Annotated in this window: 18 protein-coding genes and 2 pseudogenes; 6 read left to right on the top strand and 14 right to left on the bottom strand. The window is 27.2% G+C overall.

The window, feature by feature from the left end:
• Positions 1 to 8 precede the first annotated feature (8 nt).
• Positions 9 to 446: a helix-turn-helix domain-containing protein gene (locus tag NGI68_RS14890; protein ID WP_251862233.1), complete on the top strand. Its 438-nt coding sequence runs from the start codon at positions 9 to 11 to the stop codon at positions 444 to 446.
• Positions 447 to 717: 271 nt separating this feature from the next.
• A complete protein-coding gene (locus tag NGI68_RS14885; protein WP_251862232.1) occupies positions 718 to 1,251 on the top strand; it encodes a cysteine hydrolase family protein in 534 nt (177 codons plus the stop codon).
• A gap of 464 nt (positions 1,252 to 1,715) precedes the next feature.
• On the opposite strand, the gene NGI68_RS14880 is transcribed toward NGI68_RS14885, so the two are convergent.
• From NGI68_RS14880 to NGI68_RS14870, 3 genes are all read right to left on the bottom strand, one after another.
• Entirely contained in the window at positions 1,716 to 2,558 is an 843-nt protein-coding gene (locus NGI68_RS14880; RefSeq protein ID WP_251862231.1) for a CPBP family intramembrane glutamic endopeptidase, read from the bottom strand.
• A gap of 281 nt (positions 2,559 to 2,839) precedes the next feature.
• Complete coding sequence (locus NGI68_RS14875; RefSeq protein WP_251862230.1) at positions 2,840 to 4,627, bottom strand: PH domain-containing protein; 1,788 nt, start codon at positions 4,625 to 4,627, stop codon at positions 2,840 to 2,842.
• Complete coding sequence (locus NGI68_RS14870; RefSeq protein ID WP_251862229.1) at positions 4,617 to 5,111, bottom strand: PH domain-containing protein; 495 nt, start codon at positions 5,109 to 5,111, stop codon at positions 4,617 to 4,619. The genes NGI68_RS14875 and NGI68_RS14870 overlap by 11 nt, the downstream gene beginning before the upstream one ends.
• Before the next feature lie 306 nt (positions 5,112 to 5,417).
• Here NGI68_RS14870 and NGI68_RS14865 point away from each other — a divergent pair, with 306 nt between their 5' ends.
• Positions 5,418 to 5,978: a hypothetical protein gene (locus NGI68_RS14865; protein WP_251862228.1), complete on the top strand. Its 561-nt coding sequence runs from the start codon at positions 5,418 to 5,420 to the stop codon at positions 5,976 to 5,978.
• Positions 5,979 to 6,743: 765 nt separating this feature from the next.
• Here NGI68_RS14865 and NGI68_RS14860 read toward each other — a convergent pair.
• From NGI68_RS14860 to NGI68_RS14850, 3 genes are all read right to left on the bottom strand, one after another.
• Positions 6,744 to 8,432 carry a sugar phosphorylase gene (locus NGI68_RS14860; protein ID WP_251862227.1) on the bottom strand — a complete coding sequence of 563 codons (1,689 nt, stop codon included), beginning with the start codon at positions 8,430 to 8,432 and terminating at the stop codon, positions 6,744 to 6,746.
• 180 nt (positions 8,433 to 8,612) lie between these two features.
• A complete protein-coding gene (locus tag NGI68_RS14855) occupies positions 8,613 to 11,261 on the bottom strand; it encodes a glycoside hydrolase family 38 N-terminal domain-containing protein (protein WP_251862226.1) in 2,649 nt (882 codons plus the stop codon).
• 162 nt (positions 11,262 to 11,423) lie between these two features.
• Positions 11,424 to 13,376, bottom strand: coding sequence for a fructose-specific PTS transporter subunit EIIC (locus NGI68_RS14850; RefSeq protein WP_251862225.1), 1,953 nt, complete (start codon positions 13,374 to 13,376; stop codon positions 11,424 to 11,426).
• Between the two features lie 589 nt (positions 13,377 to 13,965).
• Here NGI68_RS14850 and NGI68_RS14845 point away from each other — a divergent pair.
• Positions 13,966 to 14,715 (top strand): MurR/RpiR family transcriptional regulator, encoded by a 750-nt coding sequence (locus NGI68_RS14845; RefSeq protein ID WP_251862224.1) that lies wholly within the window; start codon positions 13,966 to 13,968, stop codon positions 14,713 to 14,715.
• A gap of 176 nt (positions 14,716 to 14,891) precedes the next feature.
• Here the strand turns inward: NGI68_RS14845 and NGI68_RS14840 are convergent, their stop codons facing one another.
• Positions 14,892 to 16,325 carry a glycoside hydrolase family 1 protein gene (locus NGI68_RS14840; RefSeq protein ID WP_251862223.1) on the bottom strand — a complete coding sequence of 478 codons (1,434 nt, stop codon included), beginning with the start codon at positions 16,323 to 16,325 and terminating at the stop codon, positions 14,892 to 14,894.
• Positions 16,326 to 16,585: 260 nt separating this feature from the next.
• On the opposite strand from NGI68_RS14840, the pseudogene NGI68_RS14835 reads away from it, so the two are divergent.
• Positions 16,586 to 17,038: pseudogene (locus NGI68_RS14835) on the top strand (GNAT family N-acetyltransferase); the annotation flags it as partial.
• Positions 17,039 to 17,173: 135 nt separating this feature from the next.
• Here the strand turns inward: NGI68_RS14835 and NGI68_RS14830 are convergent.
• From NGI68_RS14830 to NGI68_RS14800, 7 genes and pseudogenes are all read right to left on the bottom strand, one after another.
• A complete protein-coding gene (locus NGI68_RS14830; RefSeq protein ID WP_251862221.1) occupies positions 17,174 to 17,962 on the bottom strand; it encodes a LysM peptidoglycan-binding domain-containing protein in 789 nt (262 codons plus the stop codon).
• A 119-nt stretch (positions 17,963 to 18,081) separates the two neighbouring features.
• Complete coding sequence (locus NGI68_RS14825; RefSeq protein WP_251862220.1) at positions 18,082 to 18,642, bottom strand: class I SAM-dependent methyltransferase; 561 nt, start codon at positions 18,640 to 18,642, stop codon at positions 18,082 to 18,084.
• A gap of 247 nt (positions 18,643 to 18,889) precedes the next feature.
• On the bottom strand, positions 18,890 to 19,603 hold the full coding sequence (locus NGI68_RS14820) for a Crp/Fnr family transcriptional regulator (protein WP_251862219.1): 714 nt from the start codon (positions 19,601 to 19,603) through the stop codon (positions 18,890 to 18,892).
• Between the two features lie 500 nt (positions 19,604 to 20,103).
• A complete protein-coding gene (locus NGI68_RS14815) occupies positions 20,104 to 20,526 on the bottom strand; it encodes a flavodoxin (RefSeq protein ID WP_251862218.1) in 423 nt (140 codons plus the stop codon).
• Between the two features lie 21 nt (positions 20,527 to 20,547).
• A pseudogene (locus NGI68_RS14810) lies at positions 20,548 to 22,011 on the bottom strand (NADP-dependent glyceraldehyde-3-phosphate dehydrogenase).
• A 29-nt stretch (positions 22,012 to 22,040) separates the two neighbouring features.
• Positions 22,041 to 22,814: an FAD-binding oxidoreductase gene (locus NGI68_RS14805; RefSeq protein WP_251862217.1), complete on the bottom strand. Its 774-nt coding sequence runs from the start codon at positions 22,812 to 22,814 to the stop codon at positions 22,041 to 22,043.
• Between the two features lie 195 nt (positions 22,815 to 23,009).
• Positions 23,010 to 24,359, bottom strand: coding sequence for an FAD-binding oxidoreductase (locus NGI68_RS14800; RefSeq protein WP_251862216.1), 1,350 nt, complete (start codon positions 24,357 to 24,359; stop codon positions 23,010 to 23,012).
• A gap of 277 nt (positions 24,360 to 24,636) precedes the next feature.
• Here NGI68_RS14800 and NGI68_RS14795 point away from each other — a divergent pair, with 277 nt between their 5' ends.
• Entirely contained in the window at positions 24,637 to 24,984 is a 348-nt protein-coding gene (locus NGI68_RS14795) for a TIGR04076 family protein (protein ID WP_251862215.1), read from the top strand.
• The last annotated feature ends 150 nt before the right edge of the window (positions 24,985 to 25,134 follow it).

Below are 25,134 nucleotides of genomic sequence, written 5' to 3'. Positions count from 1 at the left end.
AGAAATAAATGAAAACTGGTAAAAAAATAGCTAAGGCTAGAAAAGATATAAATATGACACAGGATCAATTAGCTGAATTATTACAGGTTACAAGACAGACTATTTCTAAGTGGGAGTCTGATTTAGCTTTTCCAGAGACTTCAAAAATACCAAAATTATCTGATGCTTTAAAAGTTAGTTGTGATTATTTATTGAAAGATAATGAAATTGTAACTGCTGAAGTATCCTTGCAGGGTTCTAATAAATATACTATTGATTGGACTAAGCTTTATCCTGTCCTTGGAGAATATCAAAACACAGTAGATTGCAAAGAATATAGTAAAGTATTTGTTAACCTTATAGAAGATATGATGAAAAAATATAATTATTCTTTGGAAAATTCTATGTTAGTTCTTAAAGATCTATTTTACAAAACATATCTTCAGATGAATAATAAACAAAAATAAATTTACACAGGGTATCAATGAATAATAAAATTACAAAGTAAATTAGTGCTAGCCCAAAGGGTTGGCACTATATTTATTTATAAAATCATATTATTAACTATCAGATACTATTAATTATAATTGGATAAAAAAATTATTTAAAAGTTATATGAAGATAATATAAAGTATGCTATAATTTTTATACAAATTATCCAATAATTATACTATATAGCAATTAAAACATTTTTCATGTTTTTTATAAAATAATAAATTTACAAAGGGGAATTACACAATGAAAACTACGGCACTTCTAATTATAGATATTCAAAATTCATTAATGTGGGCCGCGCCTTTTGGTGCTGATGAATTTATAAATAATATAAAAAGATTAATTGAATCATGTAGAGAAAATAATGTACCAGTAATTTATATTCAACATAATGGTGAAATTGGTGGTGGACTTGATCCAAATTCAAAGGGCTGGAGGATTTTTAAAGATATAGCTCCTACTCCTAAAGACATTGTAATAACCAAAGATTACAATTCTGCCTTCAAAGAAACTAATCTAAAGAAATGTTTAAATGATAAGGGCATAAATGAATTAATAATTACAGGAATGCAAACAGAATATTGTATAGATACTAACTGCAAAGTGGCCTTTGAATATGGTTTTAAAGTTATTATTCCAGAGAAAACAAACACAACATTTAATGATGAAAGTATGCTAGCAGAAGATATATATAATTTCTATAACTTTAATATATTCAATAATAGATTTGCCACAGTGGAAAGTGTTGAAGATACAATAAAGAGAATAGAATCTTAAATCTTAATAAAATTTTTCTTTACTTAATAATATAATATAAAAGTAACACTATTATAATGTTACAATTGCTTTAAAAAACACAAAGCATTAAATTAAACAAAAAATAAAAAATCTACAACATAAAAAAGTCCCTTAAACTTGAATTGTAAGGGGCTTTTTATTAATATTTGAATATAAAATATTTATACACTTAATATTACTTTACAGACTTAATCCTTGAATATAAACCATTTATATACTTCCCCTTTTTAATAACAGATTTTTTAATCTGTCTACTTTAAAAGAAGAATATTGAAATTAATTTTAAGGTGCTTTTCTTAATATTTGAATATGAAATATTTAGATACTTACTATACTTATATGTTCTAATAGTTAAAGTAACTCTAAAAAATCATATTTGGGTAAATTTAACTTTAGTCCAATATTACTGACAATTATATTTATATTGTAAAATCCTCATAAATTTAAAAGTCTAATTTAATATTAGATTCTTTTGAGTATGATTTTGATTTAGAAAAATATCTGCAAATCATAAAAAGTACAACTGCACCAACTATTGCCCCCACAAATCCAGCTTTAGTTTCAAAATTCTCTAAATAAGGTACATAGTCTGCTATTAAGCAATATAAATTATTTGCAAAATGCATAGCTATTGTAAGTATTAATGAGTCTGTTTTAACATAAACATATCCCATAAGTAATCCTGCGAAAAATGCATCTACACCTTGATGTATATTCCAATGCATTATTCCAAAAAATAATGAAGAAATTAAAATAGCTTTTATAGCACCACATCTTTTGTTTAATCTCTCTAGTATTATGCCTCTAATAATCATTTCTTCAAAAATTGGAGCAGTTACACACATAGCAATAAGTTGTATTAAAAAAGGTTGTTGTCCTAATTCCTTAAATGCTTGCTTAAACCATTCATTTTCTGGTATAAGATTTATTAAAAGTCCTATGCTATTGTCATATGCAAAAATGTATGCTATTACAGCTATCATTACAAAAATCCATTCTTTTGCACTAGGTTTATATTTAACCTTAAACTGAAATTCTTCTACTTTTCTAAATCTTTTTGTCATCTTTTTTATAACAAAAATATATGATAGTATCTTTCCTAACTCTTCAGTAGGAATACACATCCATTCTAGCCCTTTTAGCTTTAAAACTTCTGATAATACTAGCCAAGGCAGCATATATATTTCTTGATAAATCCATATTTTTATCATTAATATTATACTTTCTTTTATAGATATTCCACTTTTTGGTATGGAGTTTTGTACTGAATTTTCTATAATGTGCACCTTCTTATTCTTTAATTTTATGTGGCTGTGGCATTAAAGAATTTAATCACAATATATTGTTTTATAGTTTAAAGTTAACACAATATATTGTAGTATTTATTCTTAGTGCCACAGATCCATCCACCTGTGTCCTATTTGTTGCTAAATTTCATATATGATATGTACTAAATTTTAAGCTTTCCATTTTCCATATCATCTACCCTAAACTAAAAATTTTATATTTTTTATACTATCCACACTAAACTAAGGACTTTATATTTTACATACCATATACACTGAAATTAAAACTTTATATTTTCTTGTATCTTATTATAAAGTGAATTGTCCATGTATTTTACCTTAATGGAATCTCCTAATTCATTGGTATATAAGCTTATTATGTAGGTAGAAATTCCTGCTTTCTTTTGGAATGGACTTTGCTTTTTAGTTATAGATTGCATATTGGATTCCCTTATTGTTGTTGTAACTTTTGTAAAACCTCCACGGCTCACTATTAATACATCTTTACTAGTGCCTAAGGATGTGTTTTTATAATCAAGTAAACTATAAATCAATACAAGTACTGAAGTAAATATAACTATAGTTAATTTTATATTAATAGGTACAATCTTTAATAATATATATATAGGTAGAATAATCACAGTCCAAATTATGAAATTTCTTATAATAAATCTTATTTTACTTTTCTTAGGTGGTACTTTTCTATCACCTTCAAATATCATATCTGGCAATACATTTCTTATAAATTCATCTTTAGACTTTTTATCTACTATAGGATACAAAATCGCCTTTTCATCTTTCTCATCACCATAACCTATAGTTATAAGTTCTATTGTTCCTATTTTCATAAGCTGCTGAAGTATTGATTGCTTATACTTTATTCCATATATTTTATTAAGTTTAAAAGAATACTTTTTCTTATCAAGTGCACCATAGGATATACTAATTTTATCCCTATAAGTTTCTACTGTAAAATTATTGAGTCTTATCATTTCAAAAATAACGGAACCTATAACCATAACCATATATATAAATGCCATAAAAACTATTAATCCTAAGATTAAAATAAAAACTGACTTGGTTTGTATTGAATTTAAATTTATATACTTATATATATAAGGAATTTTCATATCAAAATGTCTAACTATATCATCTAAAGAATTATACATTGCAAAGAATCCACCTATTGACCATAGAATTTTACTTTTAGTTGTAGCATATTTAAATATTTCTTTTCCTGTTATAACTTTTTTATTTATTGGTTCTTCCTTCTTATTAAATTTAGAATTTCTAGTAAATTTATCATTCCCATTGTAATATTTAGAATTGTCATTGTTCCTTGAAGATGTTTGTGTTACTAATTCTCTCTTTAAATCTAAGCTAGAATCATCACAAGATGCTTGTCCTTGTAGTTTTCCCTTGGAATCTAAATCTAATTTGTTATGGAGACCTTGTGTTTTTGTACCTATCTTCATATCTAAATCTGAATTATCATGTGTATCTGGTGCTTGGACGTTTCCATATAAATTATAATTATCTAAACTATCTTTTTCTTCTAATCCCTCATTTTCCTCTAAGTTTGAATGCTGAAAGTTCCCTTTTATATGTTCACCACTATGTTGATGTGTAAATTCTTCTTCAGTTGAACCTAATATTGTATTTCTAAGCTGTTCTAAAATTTCATATTTTACAATTACTTTAAATTCTGTTTTTTCAAGACCAACACTTCCTGTATCTATCTTTAATGTATAAACCTTAAATATTCTATCTAAAACACTTTGAGTAGAATCTATGGTATTTATTTTGTCAAAGGGTATTTCTTGTTTAGATTTTGAAATGATCCCTTTTTCTGAAACTAACATACCATCTTTTATGTAGAATATGATTTTTCTCCAACTCAGTACTATATAAATAATTGTTATAGATACAACTGCCAGAACCCCTAATAATACTCTTATATCTGACATTTTTACTAAAAGTAATACTATTAAAAACAATGAACTCTTAATAAAATTAATTATGTTCTTTATAATATATAAAAAGTGATTTCTCATTGGTTTACTTATCATTTTTATCAACCTTTTCCTTGATTTTTTCTTTTAAATATTTACCAATTTCATTTGCTTTTTCTATATTTAGATTAGGTATTGTATGACTCCCTCCTGCAGTAAATATATCCACATTGGCTAAATTTAACATTCTATTTACAGGACCTTGATTTATCCTTATGTGCTGAACTCTAATTATAGGAATTATAGTTGTTTTTATATAGTATATACCTTCTGAAAACTCTATCTTATCCTTTGTAATAACATATCTCCATTGTTTATATTCTATAAATGGATATAAAATAAAATTTAATAATAAAATCAAACCTATTATTCCAATGAATATTTTAATACCAAAACTATGGTTTATAAAAAAATTCACAGGAATTTTTTTTGTGAAAAACCATTGAATAATAAAAAGTACTGCTGTCACTATTATTGTAGCTATTCCCCTTGATATAAACCATGATTTCATGGCATTTGTATCTAACTTACTATATTCCATTTCTGCCTCCTTAACTGTTTGTTAATATAGTTTTATTTTTTATAATTAATTAATATAATCTAGTTTCCAATATGCTTCAGTTGTATTTTGAAATCTATAATTAAGTTTAATATTGTCTTTATATTAACAATCCATATATCGTTGAAATACAAAACATACTTTACTAAAATTTCACAACAAATTTTAGACTTTAAATGACATTAATCCTACATATGTTACAAAAGTACTATTTATTCTAATTAGAACATGATATAATTATTTGTGTCTGAAGGAAAATAGAGAATATTATGAATTTAAGGTGATTTTATGAAAAGATTTTTGTATACTTTATTGATTATATGTTTTTGCACAGCCTTGATTTTATATTTTAAAACTTATGCTATTACAAATAACAAAGAACAATTAGAAAGTAATATAAAACATTTTATTAACAACAATGAGCCTATAGTAAAAGTTAATAATATTACTATAAGAAAACAGATAGATATTGATAATAAAAAATTAGTTTTATATGGTATTAACAATAAATCCTTAGGTATTGCAGAATTATCTAGAGGAGTTAACTGCAGATATAGGGTTCATAAAACTCATAAGTGTACTGGCTGTATTGAATATGAAAATTGTAAAACTAATAAAGGTAAATATCTAGTGATAAGCGGTAAAAATTGTGATAATAATATTGCATACATAAAAGTTTCCTTAGGCAGAAAAAAACATAAGCTTAATATACCTAGAGGGAGATACTTTTTAGTTAAATGTAAACTATCATCTAAGCATTCAGATGAAATTGTTAACAATGATATTGTTGTATATAACAAAAATAATATTAATATTACAAATAAAATTTTCGATATATCTTTTCAATAATTTTACTTCTATGTAAGTATGCTTCCAATTCCAAGGATTTTAAACATAGACTCATATTGCTTTATATAATAAGATTTGAAATACAGACTCATATCATTTTTTATATAATAAGATTTTAAATAGAGACTCATATTACTTTTTATGTAATAAGATTTTTAAATAGCATGATTCATAGAAACCTTCATATCAATTCTTTTCAAATATACATATAGTGATAGTTCCATAATTCTCTACCATTTATGTATACATCTATTCTTTACTAAAGTTATAGTTCCAAATAAATTCTAATAATTAAAATCTAAGTATCATATCTTTAATAAAACTTCTTTTATTGTTTAATTTCACCAGTAAACAGAAAAATCACGGATATGCAAATAATTAAGACAACAAGAGAGGTACAAAACTTAGTAAAGAACAAAAGACCATTTTATAATTTAACTTATACAACCTCTCTTGTTACAAATAGTATAAATAGAACAAGCAAAAATTATACTATAGAATATATATCCAATTTATATTTAAATAACTTTTGTAAAACTAATCCTTATTACAAATAATATAAAATTATTAAGAATCATATAAGAAAAAATTTACTCTTTTAGATGTTATTGCATGTTATAATTATTTTACAATTATATACTAAATAAAGGAGCAGATTAAAAATAAAAAATTTATGGTAACAGATTTCATATTTTTTAATCTGTCTACTTTAAATGAAGCATATCATTAATTGAATTTTACGGCGTTTTCTATTTAAAAATAAATCTATTTAATCCATACAAATTGATATGATTTTAGTTTAACTATGCCATTGATTTTTTCTCTAGTTACAATATTTTCTCCTTTAATGTCATAATTAAATTCTACATCTTCACAAGATACATTAACTATAAAAGTTATTTTTTCTTTTGTATCTTCATTTATTCTTTCAAGTGCAAAGACATTCTTATTTAAATCTAAGACCTGTTGACTAGCATAAGGTGAAAAAGCTGATTCTTTCTTTCTTAAGTTTATTATATATTTAAGTCCATTAAATATCCTATTTCTTCTGGAATTTGTTTTTAGCTCCTTCGTAATAGCGTCATAACAAAGTTTCTCTCTATTTATCCTTCTATTAATGCCAGACATTTGCATGCCCTTTTCATCATTTCTTGATCCTAATAATGAATGATAATAAATAGCTGGAACTCCAATACAGGAAAGAAGTATAGAATTTGCTGCTAATATTTTTTTCACTTCTAAATCTTCACTTGTATCCTCATTTTTATTAATTAATGCATCATGATAATTTATGTTTAATTCATACACAGATTTAGTATTATCCTTATTTGTTTTATATGATACTCTTCCTCCATTTTCTAAGGTTTTATCCACTAATATTTGTTTTTCATCTTCTGTTAAAATACCTTCTGTAGGCCTCATTCCAACGCCATCATGACTAGATAAAAAGTTAAAATAAGTGGCTTTATTTGACACCACATCTATAGTTTTTGCCCATTTAGTTAATTTAGATGAATCATGAGTTGTGAAAGTATACAATACTAGTGGTGGCAATGAAAATTGATATACCATATTTGCTTCATCTTTTGTATTTCCAAAATAACTTATATTTTCTTTATGAGGCACATTAGTTTCTGTGATTATTTGGGTATTGGGCTTAAAATAATCTAATATACATCTCCAAAGTTTTATTATTTCATGGGTTCTTTTTAGATGCATACAGCTAGTACCTGATTCTTTCCACAAAAATCCTATAGCATCTAATCTTATACTTGTAGCACCTCTATTTGCATACATAAGTATTATATTTGTCATCTCAACTAGTACAGGGAAATGACTTATATTTATGTCCACTTGATCTTGGCTAAATGTTGTCCATGCTGTTTTTTCTCCATTTTTACCTTTATATTTATGGAACAAAGGGGAAGTTCTTGGACGTACAACCTTTGAAGTATCAAAATTTTCATCATAAGGTATAAAAAAATTTTTATATTTCTGTTCATCATTTATATATCCTTTAAACCATTCACTGCTTTTAGAAATGTGATTTGCTACAAAATCAAACATTAATCTATAATTTTTAGAAAGATCATCAATATCCTGCCAATGACCTAATTTTTCATCAATCTTCTTATAATCTACAACAGAAAATCCATCATCTGATGTGTATTCAAACATAGGCAATAAATGTACATCTGTTATAGAATCTTCCACTTGTTCTTTTAAGAACTTATTTAGAGCTCTTAAAGTATTTTTATGTTTTTCATATATACTATCTCCATAAGTTATAAGATAAATATTTTTTTCTGTTATTTTATCTGCTTTTTCCCACTGTTTATTTTCCCATTGTGTTATAAGTTGCTCCATTTTTAAAATGAATTCTTCATTATATTTATCTTCATATATATATTTTAGTTTATCTTTTAAACTTTGAAGTAATTGATTCTTATTCATATTTTCTACCACCTAATTATTTTAAATTTCTTATTATTTAAGCTTTCCTATTATTTAAAAGTTCCGTAAGTTGAATAGGATGTTCAGCTCTTTCCTACTAACAGGAAAGAAAATAACTGACCAAAGATTACTCATATAAACCACTCACATTAGTCAGTTATTTTTTTAAATTAATGCTATCTATGATTTTAGTTTTAAGGTTACATACCCTTTAGGCCGTACTTTTATTTTTTCTTCTAATACTTTTTCTTCATCTTCATGCAAATTACACAAAATTACTTTTTTAAATTTCTCTGATATAATAGAAAAACTTTGCACTTCATCATCTGGATTAAATACTCTAACTATGATTCCGTCTTTTTCGCAGCTGTCTTTTATGGCACTTACAAAAACATTATTGTTATCTATGGAAAACATAGAATAACTTTCACCTCCATTTATACAATCTAAAGGTATTTCAAATCTTTCTAACCTTTCTTCAAAGGTATTAAGTTTTTGTCTTTGGTAGCTTTCAAAATGCTCTATAAAATTGTCTGCTATTCTAAATAGATTTATAGGACATATTTTTTCTTCTTTGAAATATATAGCATATTCAAAAGTTAAATCTTTAAGCATTTCAGCATCAGGAGTGTGTACTACTTTATTGTTTATTCCTGAAGCTCTCCCCGGTCTCCACTGTAAATTATCTTTTCCCAAAACACCAACAGCTCTAAATAAAGTTAAAGCTAATATTTTTCCATCTAAAACTTCGTACTCTTTTATGCCTTTAGTTATAGCTGAAAATGTAGTATTTCCATCACATAATGCTGCAAAATTTTCAAGAACATATATAGACACTGGAGCTTCCTTAAAATCTTTTTCTCTCCAATTTTTCATGTATCTATTTTTATTATCCCTTTTTATAATTGAAAAACCCTCATCTGCATAGGAATGAGTTAAATTCTCCATAGAAGTATTGAATAAAACTCTAACTCTATGATCTTTAACATTATTTTTTATATGATGCTTAACTCGTACAAAATCCTCTTTTTCTATTAGTTTTATATAGGTTAATATTTCAAAAGTATCTTTTATCTCCTTAAGTTGTCTAGAATTTAAGTTTCTAGGCAATTTAAATTCATTTTTTATAACCATCTTTTGAACTTTTTCACCCTTTTTTATGGATATAATTGAAGAAGTTTTAGATAAAATAGGAGTATCACCTTTAAGTGGAGAAAAATCATAAGAATCTCCTGCATCTCCCAAGTCTTCAAAGCATATTAAGTTATGAATTATTTTGTTATTCTCTTTATTTTCGAGCTTTAATTCTCCATCTTCAAAAGTAATTTTATATTTGTTGTTTTCTATAAATTTTTCTTTAGAAACTTCTAATATATCCATTTTTGTTTCTTTTTCTTTAATTTCTAAAGTAGTATAACCTAAGGATGGAACTTTATCTAAAAAGAAATTAATCTTAGTTTTATAATATCCTTCAAGCTCCACTTCTTTTTCTCCTTCTGCTGTTACAACTACCTTTTTACCACCGCTCAAATACTCTTGCTCCACCACATCAAATTGAACTTTGTCATGATTTAATGTAGTTATTTCAAATTTATTTTTACGAGTAAATATTACACTTTCAATGTTTTGACATTTATTATTGGCTTTTAAATTAAATACTACAAGTATATTTTCTTTTCCTATTTTATGTTCAATAGAATAAGTTATTTTCTTTTTAATTAAATTTATAAGATTATCTGCAATTCTTTCTACCTTAATTAATCTATTTATTATATCTCTATTTGTATCGTCCGAATTGCAACCTCCAATACTGTCATGAGCATGAACATCAAACATAAGCTTCCACATTATATCAATCCATTTTTGTGGATATTTTAATCCATGATCTTTTCCTATAACAGCCAAAGGTTCTAACACATATAGAATTTTATTTTCAACTAAAGTGTTTAATCTCTTTATATCATATCTTTGAGAGCCAATAGTATTATGTATTCTAGATTTTTCACAAGCTATAAGCTCTCCAGAAATTTCATTTTCAAATTTATTATTTTTCCAAGTTTCTTCCATAAAACTTTCATAATCAGAAAGTATAAATTCATAATGATGTATTTTTTCATTTAATTCTTTAATTATTTTAGGTAATTTTTTATTTACAAGAACTTGATCTCCTCCACTTGGGAGTAAAATATTATCTGTGGATTTATTTAATGAAGATAATTTTTCTAACATAGGCATTAGCTTATCTTTAATATATTCATCATCAGATGAAATAAATTTTCCTGGTCCATATCCTAAAAATATATTATTAGCCTTAGTTTCTATACCATCTGGAGATTGCCATATAAAATTTAAATTTTCATTTAAAGAATCTGTATAAACTCCCCTTTGAAATACAGTGTAGTCTATTTTAAAGCCCTTAAATATAGATGGAAGATACATATTTTCACCAAATATATCTGGAAGATATCCAACCTTCATGGTATTTCCCATTTCTTCCCCTATTCTAGTTCCATATAAAAGATTCCTTATTATAGATTCCTTATTTACAAGAAGAGAATCTGTTTGGGTATACCAAGGACCAACTAATATTCTTCCTTGTGATATATGGTTTTTTAATCTTTCTCTTTCTTCTGGGCATACTTTTAAAAATTCTTCTACTACTGATAATTGACCATCAAAAACATAACTTTTAAAATCATTGTCCCGTTCTAAAACATCCATCAAATAAGGAATATTTTCAGATAATAGAACATTAGAATCTTCTATTGTAAAGTACCATTCTCTATCCCAATGAGAATGAGGAACTACATAAACTTTCTTTTTACTCATTTTTGACCTCCATTAAACTAAGCAAAATTAAAATTTTACCTTATTTTAAATATAAAATAAGGTAAGTTAGAAAATAATAATTTTTATTTATTTAAAGCAAATTTTTATTAAATAATATAAAAGAAAATAAGTAACTAAGAATGGTTCTATATTTTATAAAATTTAGCTTTCTTTCTTTTTAAGTATTGATGCTCTAACAAATATATTTGTAAGGGCTATAAATAAAACACCTGATAAAAGTCCCACTAGATAAGCCCATAAATTTTCCACAAGTGGCCATCCCCATATAGCAGGTAATGGATTCCATTGAACTGCTCCCAATGCTACTGCTACAACAGATCCAATCATTGCTCCAATTATATTTATTGGAATTGTTATTAATGGATTTTTAAGCATGAACGGTATTGCACCTTCACTTATAGCTAAAAATCCTAATAATAATGAAGTTCTACCTGTAAATCTTAAATTTTCATCAAATACACGTCTTTTAACAATATATTTATCAAGAATAGTTGCAAGTCCAAGTCCCATAGGAGGAATTACTATTGATAACACCCTAGCTGTTAATGGGAATATATGGTCAGCTGCAAGTCCTATTGCTATAGCTCCTGCTGCTTTATTTATAGGTCCACCTAAATCAAAGGCTGTTGCTGCTGCGATTATCATGCATAAAGAATAAGTTCCAGCTCCTGATGCTGATTGAATTGTATTTTTCAACCATAGATTTAATGATCCAAACACTGGGTCAACTATATAGAAATTTATAAAGAATACTGCTAATACACTTATTGCTGGAATGAAAAACATAGGTTTCATTGCTGCAAAGTTTTTTGAAAGCTTTATCTTCTCGTTAACTAATTTTGAAACATACCCTGCTACTAAACCTAAAACTAATGCTCCTAAGAATCCTGAAGGAATTCCTCCTTTTACTTCCCAGAAAGTATAGTGAAGTCCAGTGGCAAAAGCACCACCTATAAATCCTGATAACAATCCGCCTCTATCTGCAATTGAGTATGCAACATAAGCAGAGAAAATAGGATACATGAATTTAAATATCATTGATCCATAGGCATCTAAATAGTGAAGTATTTTTATAATCTGATTTGGAGATACAGCATATTTTGCATTACCAATTTCATTTACTATTCCAAAACCCATTGCTCCAAGTTTAGCAATACCCATCATAAGTCCTGCTGCAACAATTATAGGAATCATGTATGAAATACCTGTCATTATAGACTGAGTCATTTCAGATAAAATACTTTGTTTCCCCTTTGAATTATCACTAGATGTTACTCCATTTTCTTCATTTATTGTTCCATCTGGATTGTTTAATACTCTTTCGATTAACCCTTTAGCATTTTTTAAAGGTTCTGCAACTTTTGTTTTAATATATGGTTTTCCGTTAAATCTTCCTACATCCTTTGCTGCAATATCTGTAGCTAATATAATTCCATCTGCTTTTTCAATTAATTCTTTTGTGTGCCTATCTTCTATACCGTTTGCTCCTTGCTTCTCTACAATAACCCTTATGCCCATTTCTTTTCCTGCTTTTTCAAGAGCTTCAGCTGACATATAGGTATGAGCAATACCAGTTGGACAAGCTGTTACAGCTAATACTGTCTTATCATAATCCTTATTAACTTTTTCTGCTTTTTCTTTATGGCCTAGAGCATTAATAAATTCTTTTGATGTTTTAGAAGTCCTAATATTTCTTATAAAGTTATCATTCATTAATGCTGTAGAAAGTTCAGCTAAAAGTTTTAAATGAGTTGATCCTGCTTCTTCTTCTGGAATTGCAAGCAAAAATACTAAATCAACTTCATTAGTTTCATCTATACTTTCCCAATCCTTTAGTTTGTTGTTTAATCTAGCCACTGCAAAAACTGCCTTTTTTACTGATTTAGATTTTCCATGAGGTATTGCTAACCCCTTTTCCAAACCGGTTTCAGAAAGTTCCTCTCTTTTCATGACAGCTTTTACAAAATCTTCTTTTGACTCTAAATAACCCTGTTCATATAGCTTATTTACTAAAGTGTCTATGACATCTTTTTTGGATTCACCATGAAAATCTAATAAGATTAATTTTTCATTTGTCATTTGTTTTAAATCCATGAAACTCATCTCCTTTTTTTAAATTTATTTTAATGCTTAAAATTTATCCTTAGATATATCTTAAATGATAAAATTTAATATTAAATTTTAAAGTTTAAACTTAAAAATAAATTTTCAATTTGAAATAATTGATTTTTATTTTAAAATAAACTTTAAGTTTTATTTATTTAGGCAATTTAATATCTATATTCTATTGATAACATATATTTAAATGTTTTCATTATACAAAACATGTACATTTGTACTTAATATATACATTTAATTTTCACCTAAAATATATACTTATTGCAATGTTTTTACATAAACCAATCTCTTTTGCCATTTAATCTTTTGTATTAGAATCTCTTGATTTAACATCATAAAATGTTTAATTACAAATATTAATGTTTTATTTCAAATATTATCCTACAACCCCACTTTAACTAGCACAACAAATTAAATTAACATATAAATGAAACTATATTTAACCTATAAAAAAGTGTAGTAACATAAAATAAATCTTGATTAAAATCATTAATATATTTAGAATAATATTATATATTTTGACCTAACCTAATACTATAATTCAGTATTATAAGGAGATTTATTCATGGGTAAATTATTAACTAAATTTCAAAATAAACTTCCTTCTCTTAGTTATTCTGAAAAACATGTTTTTTATTATATAGATAATAACTTAAATCTTGCAAAAACTCAGAGCTTAACCAAAATGGCAGAAGTGAATAGTGTAAGTACCACAACTATTATTAGAATGTGTCATAAACTTGATCTTTTAGGGTTTTCTGAACTAAAATACATCATAAAAAGTATAAATCAGGACAACTTATCCAAAAACGAAAACATAATTAAATCTATAGTTACAGACATTAATTCAACGGCTGAAAATATTAATCATGATGATTTAAATGAGCTAATCAAAATGATAGATAGATCTGAAAAAATAATAATAGTAGCAGTGGGACTTACTAAAACTATAGGAGAGTATTTTTCAAAACTTTTGATGCAGTTTAACAAAAATTCTATATACATATATGAATCACACATAATAGATTTATTGCCAAATACACTTCATTATAAAGATTTAGTTATATTTATTTCAAACAGTGGTAAAACCCAAACTTTAATTTCAATAGCAGAAAAGCTTTCCTTTGGAAATTTCAAAACAGCTTGCATAGTGAATTCACCTAATTCACCTTTAGCAAACCTTTCAAGATTGTCCATCAGCGGGGAAGTTGAAAAGAATGAATTTAAAGGATATGACATCACCCCTAGAAGTTCTTTAGTGTTTTTAATAGATATAATATATAACTCCTATATACTCTTTAAAAATAAAAAATAATTTTTGTAGGATATTTATTTAGATTTATAAAATATCCTACAAAAATTATATATTGAATTTAAATCATTATTCACTATGGTTTATTATAAAATTTTTATCTACTAAGTTTATATAAAGCCACATGAATATTTATCTCTTATATGAAATTTCTAATGTTTAAATTCTATAATTTCACACTACAAAGTTTCTCCATTAGTTTCTATAACTTTTTTATACCAATAGAAACTTTTCTTTTTGATTCTTCTTAGGTCCTTTTCGTCATTTTCTTCACGATTTACATATACAAAACCATATCTTTTTTGATATCCATTAAGCCAGCTCAATAAATCTGTATAAGACCAAGTACAATATCCAATAAGCTCTACTCCATCTGTTATGGCCTGTCTGCATGCTTCTATATGATGCTTTAAATATTCTATTCTATAATCATCATTTACTATGTCCCCTTCTTCAAGTTTATCAAAGGCACCTAGCCCATTTTCAGTAATTAAGGTTGGTAGATTATACCTACTTGTTATTCTTCTTAGTCCTATTTTTAAGCCCTCTGGATCTATTGTCCAATCCCAATCTGTAGTTTTAAGATTTAAATTAGTTGTAGTTATGTAAATTCCAGGTTCTCCAAAGGCTTTGCTTGTTTCTTTTTTACCAGTTGTATTCATCTGAAAAACTATTTCTTCCTCTGAATGATTTCTCTTTACAGTAGTGGTCTGATAATAATTAACACCCATAAAATCTGGTGTTCCTGCTTTTAATAAATCAAAATCTTCTTTTTCAACAGTTGGTGCCATTCCTTTTTTACTTAAATATGTCCATGCCCATTTAGGATATTCTCCTTTAGCATATACATCCATCCACCAATAATTAATTAGTTCTTCTGCATTTTCAAAAGCTGTAACATCTTCTGGATTTGAAGTGGCAGGATAATTTGGACTATAAGCAAAACTAGGCCCTATTTTTCCATTTGGTATTATCTTTCTAAATGATGCAATGGCCTTTGCATTGGCTAAACTTGCAATATGATTAGCTTCATACATTCTCTTTTCATTTGTAACTTTAGGTGGATGTATTGCTTGTAAATATCCTAATTTAATAAATATATTTTGCTCATTTAAAGTTACCCAATACTTAACTTTATCTTTGAAACGTTTGAACATTTCTACACAGTAATTATTAAAATCATCAATTATTTCTCTTGATTCCCATCCACCATATAAATCTTGCAATGCTTTTGGTAGATCCCAATGATATAAAGTAATTACTGGCTCAATATTATTTTTAATTAATTCATCTACTAAATCTTCATAAAACTTTATGCCTTTTTCATTTATTTTTCCTCTTCCTTCTGGAAATACACGAGGCCAAGATATGGAAAATCTATATGCTTTTAAGCCCATTTCTTTCATAAGTCTAACATCTTCTTTATATCTATGATAGTGATCAACAGCCACATTCCCATCTGTATTTTTATAAGTTGTGCCTGGAATTCTTACATACTCATCCCATATAGACATTCCTTTTCCATCTTCATTCCAAGCTCCTTCTACTTGGTAAGCAGCTGATGCTGACCCCCACAAAAAATCCTTTGGGAACTTACTTAATGTTAATTTCATTTTTATTTCCTCCTATCTCAACAAGCTTTTTAATTATTATACTACTTTTATAGTAACTTTAATAATACTTATATTCTCAATTATACCTATGCATAAAAGAATTGTTTTTCTAAAAAAGAAAAAAGTATTAGAGAGTAATTTAATCATATGCATAATCTTATGTATTGCAGTATTTACACCTATATAATATAATAATCTCATTTATATTATGAATAAAGGTAGTGATTATATTGAATAAAAAAAAGAAAAATAATGGTCCTGGAATAATAATAGAAAAACTATCTCCTAACCACATGGAGGATGCAATTAAATTAGCCACAGAAATATTTACTTACGAACAAAATATTCCTGAAGAATTGATACCTATAAATAAAGATTTTCAGCAAATTTGGTGCTGTGCAAGAGTAGAGAAAGACATTGTTGGAATTGTGGCTGCTTGGTGTGAAAATGATAAATGGCATTGGGGAAGATTTGCAGTAGATAACGGACTACGTGGTTTAGGCATTGGTACGGATATGGCCATATTCTCCCTAAAACAGATTTTCAAACTTGGTATGGAAGAAATTTTTATAGATGCAAGAGATACCACAGTACTAATATTGAAAAAACTTGGTTGTGAAGTATTAGGAGAAGCAATAAATTTTTACGGTGAACCAGTTACCCCTATTAGAATAAAAAAAGCTGACTTTCTAACCAGCATAAAATCTAAATAATATTTATTCTGATGTTATGTAAATTTAACTATAATTAGAACAGCCAACCTAATTATTTAATAAAATAAAAACCTATCTTAACTCTTCACAATTTAATAGTTTTAAGATAGGTTTTAATAACATATTTTTAAAAAATTATTCTGTAAATCTTTCTGGAAACTGTTTTATAATTCCTTCTGACATCATATCTGCCATTTCTAAGGCTTGAGCTTCCATTTCATCATATATTGAAATACTGTTTTCATAATCTGATGTAAGTATAGCCACGGCCTGAGCTTTAACAAGTTCTAAATGTTCATGTAGCATTGTCTTCCAATCGTTCTCATTCCAGTTAGGATTAATTCTAGCAAGTAATTCTGCTATTTCATCTGCATTTTGGTACCATCTTCTTTCAGCTTCTTCTGCTGCATTATTATTTCCTGCCTTTGATGCTCTAACAATTTCTGCTGCTATAGTAAGATGTTCTGTAAGCAATCTGCTAAATTCAGCAGCTATGTCATCACCATAAAAAGGTCTTAAAGCTTCCTCAAAATCTTTAGGATTTCTAAGTAGTCTAGCTACAACTAACTCTTCAGCTGGTGAACCTTGTGCTATAGCCATTGTAGCCAATTTTGTCCAAACTGAATGTTGTTCCCAAAGCATACGAAACATCTCTCTTAGAGCCATTTCTGATTGAGTAATTCTAAACATACCATCCTCATGCTCATTATCTACATATCTGTATTCAGCATACCTAGAATCTGCATCTACTCCTGTATCTGCTTCTGTATCTTGACTTTCTTCATTCATTTCTCTGTATTCAGTATATATAGAATCTGGGTCTATGCCTAAAGCTTCTGAAGGAACTTCATAAATGTTAGGCGCATTTATTTCCTGTATAGATTTATTCATGTTATAAAAGTTATCATTATAAAAATCTGTCATTGGGTATAAATACATCCTTTTCACCACTTTAATAATCTTTACATTTTATAATATGGCTATAGATGTGAGAAAGTTACATTAGGTTTGTGATTTTATTTACCATAAGTATGACTTTACTATCAACAAACTTTACATTTTAAAACATAGGCTGGTGGTACATTTAGTAAAACTCTTTTCCATTCTATTTTTTTGAAATAATCTGAAATAAATTTTTTCTTAATAAGAGTGTATTGAAACGTAATAAATAATCCATCTTGTTTTAACATATGTTTTGTTTTGTCCAATATTTTATTTGAAACATTTTTAGGTAAACTAGCAAAAGGTAATCCAGAAACCACATAATCTACCTTTATAATATTGTATTTTTTTAAATATACATCTATATTTTCAGCAGAATCCTTTATTATTATGACATTATGATTACTATTATATTTCTTTTCTAGTTCCTTACAAAACTTTTCATTATATTCTACTAATATTAATAATGTATCATCCCTTTTTCTTTCTACAATCTTATCAGTAAATACCCCTGTACCAGGACCATATTCAACTATACAATTTGCATTATTAAAATCTATATCTATCACCATTTTTTCTGCAAGTTTCTCAGAACTTGGTGCTATAGCCCCTACGGTTCTTGGTGATCTAAAATATTCCACTAAGAATTTTATCCCCTTCATAATAACCAATCTCCTTTTTAATTAGAAATATTTAATACTACTGCTTCTTATTACTTTCTAAGTTTATTATAAATTCTAAATATTAAGATTTCCCTTATAAAAATCTAAAGAATTTATAAGTTTTTTAATTTTATATAAAAACACACCTTCACTGCTAGTAAACAACTAACAAGTTAAGGTGTGTTTATATATAGTAACTCCAAATTTTCTTAAAAAAATATTAAAAATCTTTACATTTAAATTTGTTTTAAATATAATCTTTTAAACCTTCTTCATCTAAAATTATAATTTTTTTTGATCCTACTATTTTTATTAACTTTTCATCCTCAAATTTTTTTAATTTTCTGCTTATAGTTTCTCTTGTTACACCTATATAATTGGCCATATCTTCTCTTGATAGTGGTAATTTTATAGATATACAGTTTTCTGCTACTTCTCCATATTTTTCCATTAAATCTGTTAATAAATAAGCTAGTCTTGAATCAACGTCATTAGTTGCAAGATTCTGCACAAGATTTTCTACTTCTGCCACTCTAGCCCCTACAGTTTCTAATACCTTTATTCCAATCTCTGGCTTTCTCATAATTATATCTTTCATTTCATCTTTAGTAAGAGTACACATTTTAGAATTTACTATGGCTTTTGCATTAAATCCGTATTTAGAAGGCTTTATTAAATCTAACTCTCCAAAAAACTCTCCCTCTGAAAGAATATGTAATATTTGTTCCTTCCCATCTTTAGTATATTTATATAATTTTATATTTCCTTCATTTATAAAATAAAGTGTATTTGCTACATTTCCTTCTGTAAAAATAGTGTCACCTTTAGCATACTCCTTATGATTAATGGTTTTTACAATCTCTAGTAATTCCTCATTATTAAGATTTTCAAATATTGAAACCTTACTTGCACAAAGCTGCCCTCTACAGCTATTACAGCAATTACCACAATTATTATTCATAACATCCACCCTCTCCTTTATTTATATATTTTTATCATATTAATAATTTAAAGTTTAATATATTATTTTCATCATATCTGTAACATATGTTAATAATTAAACTTAAATATTTTATCATAATAGTTTTAATGGATTGTTAGAATTATATTTATTATACTTTATTTATGAGTAATAGAGGTATAGCTAAAATTACTTTAACAGATTATTAAATTTAATTGTAATTAAAATTTTTACATACTATATTTATTAAATCATATTAGATTATAGTTTTAATATTAAACAAATACACACTTTTTATTATAATCTTAAAAAATAATACAATTTCTATTATAATTTTAAGAGATAATACAAAGTGGAACTGCGGCATTGAAGAATTCAACCATAATATATTGTTTTACAAGTTTAAAGTTAACACAATATATTGGAGGATTTATTCTTAGTGCCACAGCCCCACTATAATATATACAATATTAAAGGAGAATTTATATAATTTTAGATGTTTATTTTGATTTTGCTATTAATTTTCCAAAACTTACGCATTTATCTTCCCCTTCACCTTCTGGGGATTCTTGTACTATTAAACCTTCACTTATCAATACAGCTCCATATGATTCCATTCTCTTTTCCCATTCTGTCATCCATTCACCATTGTCCCATCCCCATGAACCTAATAGTGCAACTTTTTTTCTTTTTATATTTCCTTCTAATGATTGAACCAAAGGTTCCATTTCATTTTCTTCTAATTGTTCAGCTCCATAAGCTGAGCATCCTAAAATAAGTACTTCCTCATTTTTTGCATCATCAAGTGATATTGATGACACTTCTACTAATTCAGCTTTTTTCCCTGCTGATTCTATTCCTTTTAGTATTAAATTTGCCATTTTTTCTGTATTTCCTGTTTGACTTACATAAATAATTTTCATATTAACCCCTCCAACAATTTCTTATTTATTCTTAAAATTTACTACAATTGCCTTAGGTCTAGACATAGATTCAATTGAATATCTTATTCCTTGAGTTCCCATACCAGAAGATTTTACACCAAGGAAAGGAAAATGATCTGGCCCTCTTTCTGTTTTATTATTTACTTGAATTGTTCCTACTTATAACTTATCAGATACATAAAAGGCATCATTGATATTTTCTGTAAATACAGCACTTTGAAGTCCATATTCTGATTTATTAGCTATTTCTATAGCTTCATCTTTATTTTTTACTCTTATAACTGGAATTACTGGACCAAATGGTTCTTCCCATGCAAGTCTCATGTCTGTTGTAACATTATCAAAAAGTGTTGGATAAATTAAATTACTTTGTCTTTTTCCTCCTACAACTAAATCTGCACCTTTTTCTTTTGCTTCTTTTATTAATTCATAAACAAAGTCTGCTTCTTTAGAATTAATAAGTGGTACAATATCTGCATCTTTTTCTAAAGGATTTCCTACAGTAAGCTTTTTTATCTTTTCTTTGATTTTTTCCACCAGTTTATCTGCTATTTTATCTACTACTAGAACTCTCTTCACTGCTGTACATCTTTGACCTGAATATGAATATCCACCTGCAACAATATTACTTGCTGCTAATTCTAAATCAGCATCTTCTAAAACTATAGCTGCATCCTTACCTCCTAACTCCATTAAAAGAGGTACTCCACTAGTAATTTTTGAAATTCTAGCTCCTATTTCTGTACTACCTGTGAAATTTATAAAATCTATTCCTTTATGACCAGTAAGATAGTCTCCTATTTCACTGCCTCTACCTGTAACTGTGTTTAACACTCCAGCAGGAACTCCTGCTTCTTCAAATATTCTTGCTAAATATAATCCACATAAACTTCCTTGAGTAGCAGGTTTTAATATAACTGAATTTCCTGCCATTAATGCTGGTGCTATTTTAGAAGCTGATAAATTTACAGGATAATTAAATGGAGATATGGCAAGTACAACACCCAATGGTTCTCTTTTTACAATTGCTACTTTATTATTTTTAAAGCCTGGGAAACTGTCTCCAGGAATACTTTTACCTGATAAATTTTTAGCTGTATCTGCTGTAAACTTTATAAAATCTGCTGTTCTAGAAACTTCTGATCTGCAACTTTTTCTATCTTTAGCAATTTCCATCATCATAATTTCTGATAGCTCTTCTATATTGTTTAGTAAAATCTCTGCTGCTTTGTATAATATTTCTGCTTTCTCATTTACCGTTACATTTTTCCACCTATTTTGAGCCTGTTTAGCAGTGTGTACTGCATTGTCTACCTCTTCTTTTGTCATAGCTGGTACTCTACCTAATAATGAATTATCAATAGGTGATTTTACATCTATAAAATTTCCACTTATACTGCTAACCCATTGTCCATTTATTAAATTTTTAAAAGTCTTGTTTTCACCTTTTATATAATCAAACATAATATATTGCCTCCTAATTTTTTAATGATTTATTTTTTTGTTATATCTTCTCCTGCTTCAAACATTTCAAAGTTTATATACTGTTTTTCTGTACCCATTGATATTAAATTATGGTAGATATCCTTCATGAATGGTGTTGGTCCACAAAAATAAAATTCTCCATCCTTTGATAAGTTATCTATCATCCATTTTTTTGTCATTCTATCCTCTATATAAAAATTTTCTTTTAATTCATCATTTTCACAAGGACGTGTATAGAATGTATTACTTTTAAAATTATCATTTTCACATAATTTTTCTATTTCTTCTTTAAAACTATGATTTTTCGAATTAGGTACACTATAAATAAAATGTATTTTCCTACCTGTATTTATGGCTTCATTAGCCATTGTAAGCATTGGTGTTATACCAATTCCTCCTCCTATTAAAACCAATGGTTTTTTGCCATGTTTTAATATGAACTTTCCAATTGGTGCCGTAATCTGAATGGTGCCTCCTACCTTCACATCATTGCATAACCTTTCACTTAAAGAACCCTTTCCTTGTTTCTTTACACTTATTCTGTAAAATTCTCCATTGGACTTCATAGATAATGTATATTGTCTAGGCTTAGTGAAAGTGTTATCTTTATTTTTAATCCTAATAGCTATAAATTGTCCTGCTATAAACTCAGGAAGTTTGCTTCCATCCAATGATCTTAAATATAAGGATATAACTGCCTCATCTTCTTTAATTTTATTAAATACTATGCAATCTTTAAATCCTGTCCATGTATTATGTAACTTAGCCTTATTATTTGTCATTGAAATTCTCCTTTGTCTTTAGAATTTTATTTTCAAGTTTGTTTTTCTTCAAGTTGCTTGATTTAATTTATGAACTTATTATATATTCATAAAGATAAATAAAATATGATTCAAATCAAATTTTCAATCATATTTAATATTTTTAATTTTTATATAAATAAAAGACTCACAGGCCGAGGCCTGTGAGCGGTAAAATTATTCTTTTATAGATTGAGGATAATTAAAGATGTTACATGGATCATATTTAGCCTTTACACATCTTAATCCCCATACATTTCCACCATAATATTCTTCTTCATAATTTTTTAACGAGCTATATGGGAAATTAACAAATAAACCTTTTGTTATAGTTTTTATATAATCTAATCTGCTATTTACCCATTGTTTATTTTCTTTAGCATAGATAGAATCTTCCCATACTGATTGTATTCCTATAATATAATTAGAATCTCTATAATAAAATGCTGTTTCATGCTTTCCTTTATCCTTCACTGCTCCACCTAATCCATAAAAAGTCACTGCAGCATATACTGAACCTATGGGTTTTTGTTGAATAGAAGATGCTAATTTTAACAGCTCACATTTTGAATATATTGTATCTTGAAATGTGCCTGTAGATTTAAATTTTTCACTATCTGGATATATGCTCTCAATTTCTCTTATAGCATTTAAAAAAGTTGTATATTGAAAATCAGCTTCAGCTTTTGGTAATACTAATAAAGGTTTTAATATTTTCTTTAACTCTTCTACATCTCCATAAAATAATCCTATAATAAATGCTGCTACACGCTCAGCTTTAGAATTGTAAAAACTTGCTCTCATATTTACTCTTCTATCTAATGTTTTATATAAATTTTGAAATACATCCATAATATTTGCTTGTTCTAAAGCAGTAGTATTAGGATAATATATTGTAAATACAGTTACCTTATTAAATTTTGGTGGTAATCTAAATGTTAATGAAGTAACTATTCCAAAGTTTCCTCCTCCAGATCCTCTTAACGCCCAAAATAGATCACTATTACAATCTCTATTTGCAATAATTATTTTCCCCCTGTAATCTACAAGTTCAAATTCCATTACATTATCTAAGCCTAAACCAAATAGTCTACAAGACAAACCCCATCCCCCACCTAAAGTGTATGCTGCTACTCCAACAGTTGGACAGGTTCCACCAGGGAAAGGATATCCTCTTGAACCTAGATATTCATAAATATCTGTATTTTGTACTCCTGATTGTATTTTTACTGTATTGTTTGATTCATTTATAGTTATTTTCTTCATTCTACTTACATCTATTACTATAATATTATTTCCAATTGAGTATCCCTCATAGTTGTGTCCACCAGATCTTATTCTAAAATCAATATTTTTCATAATACAAAATCTTAATGCACTTACAACATCTTCTCTGCTAGTACAGTATAATATGGCTATTGGATATTTTTGTATTGCCCTATTCCATACTTGTCTACCTTCTTCATATCCCATGTCATCAGGCGTTACAATTTCACCACGAAACCATAACTCATTAGTTAATTTCATAATTATCATCCTTTGTAGTAGAATATTGTGATTTATAAAAAATCTATCTACTACTATTAATATATGATAAATGTAACAGCTAATTTCACATATTATATTAAGATTACTTACTTTTCTTTATGCACAGGCAGGATGACTTCTATTTTATTTACATAATTACTAGAATTATAATCCATGAATTATGTATAATGAGAATATAAAATATTGAACAATAGTATTATTATGCCAGTGAGCTGTTTATTAAACTGCTGGATAAATTAGAATTTGGAGGTTAGTCATGAAAAAATGGTATGATGAGGAGTACAAATTTGAAATTGAGGTAACTGGGTTTCTTCACAGTGACCATACAGAACGGTACTGCCGAAACGGCGAGGAAGTGGGGGATAAGTATACATGCACCTATGGCTGTCCCATAAATTCTGATGGACAGGGTATCTGTTCCAAGGTTATGATGATTATGTTCCCAATCATGGAGGCGGTCAGAAGTGGCGGAGATTTAGAGAACATTGGTGGCAATAGTAAATATAGTAAAGACATTGTATGCCCAGATGGCTGCGTCATGTTCAGGCTGACAGCAAAGAAACTTGACAATGAGAATTTTTATAAGGGGAAGTTTTTTGATTAGTTTTGATTTTTATTGTGCTCAGTTTAAAGATAACCGAAATATATAAATTCCACTTTACTTCTTAATCCTAATAGTTTATGAACAATCTTAAATTATTAGGATTAAGGAGTAAAGTGGACAAATTAATTTATCCACTTTTATACGTTCTAT

This window comes from Clostridium sp. Marseille-Q2269 (assembly GCF_943736985.1).
Classification (GTDB): Bacteria; Bacillota; Clostridia; order Clostridiales; family Clostridiaceae; genus Clostridium_F.
This window is presented reverse-complemented; position numbering and strand designations above follow the sequence as displayed.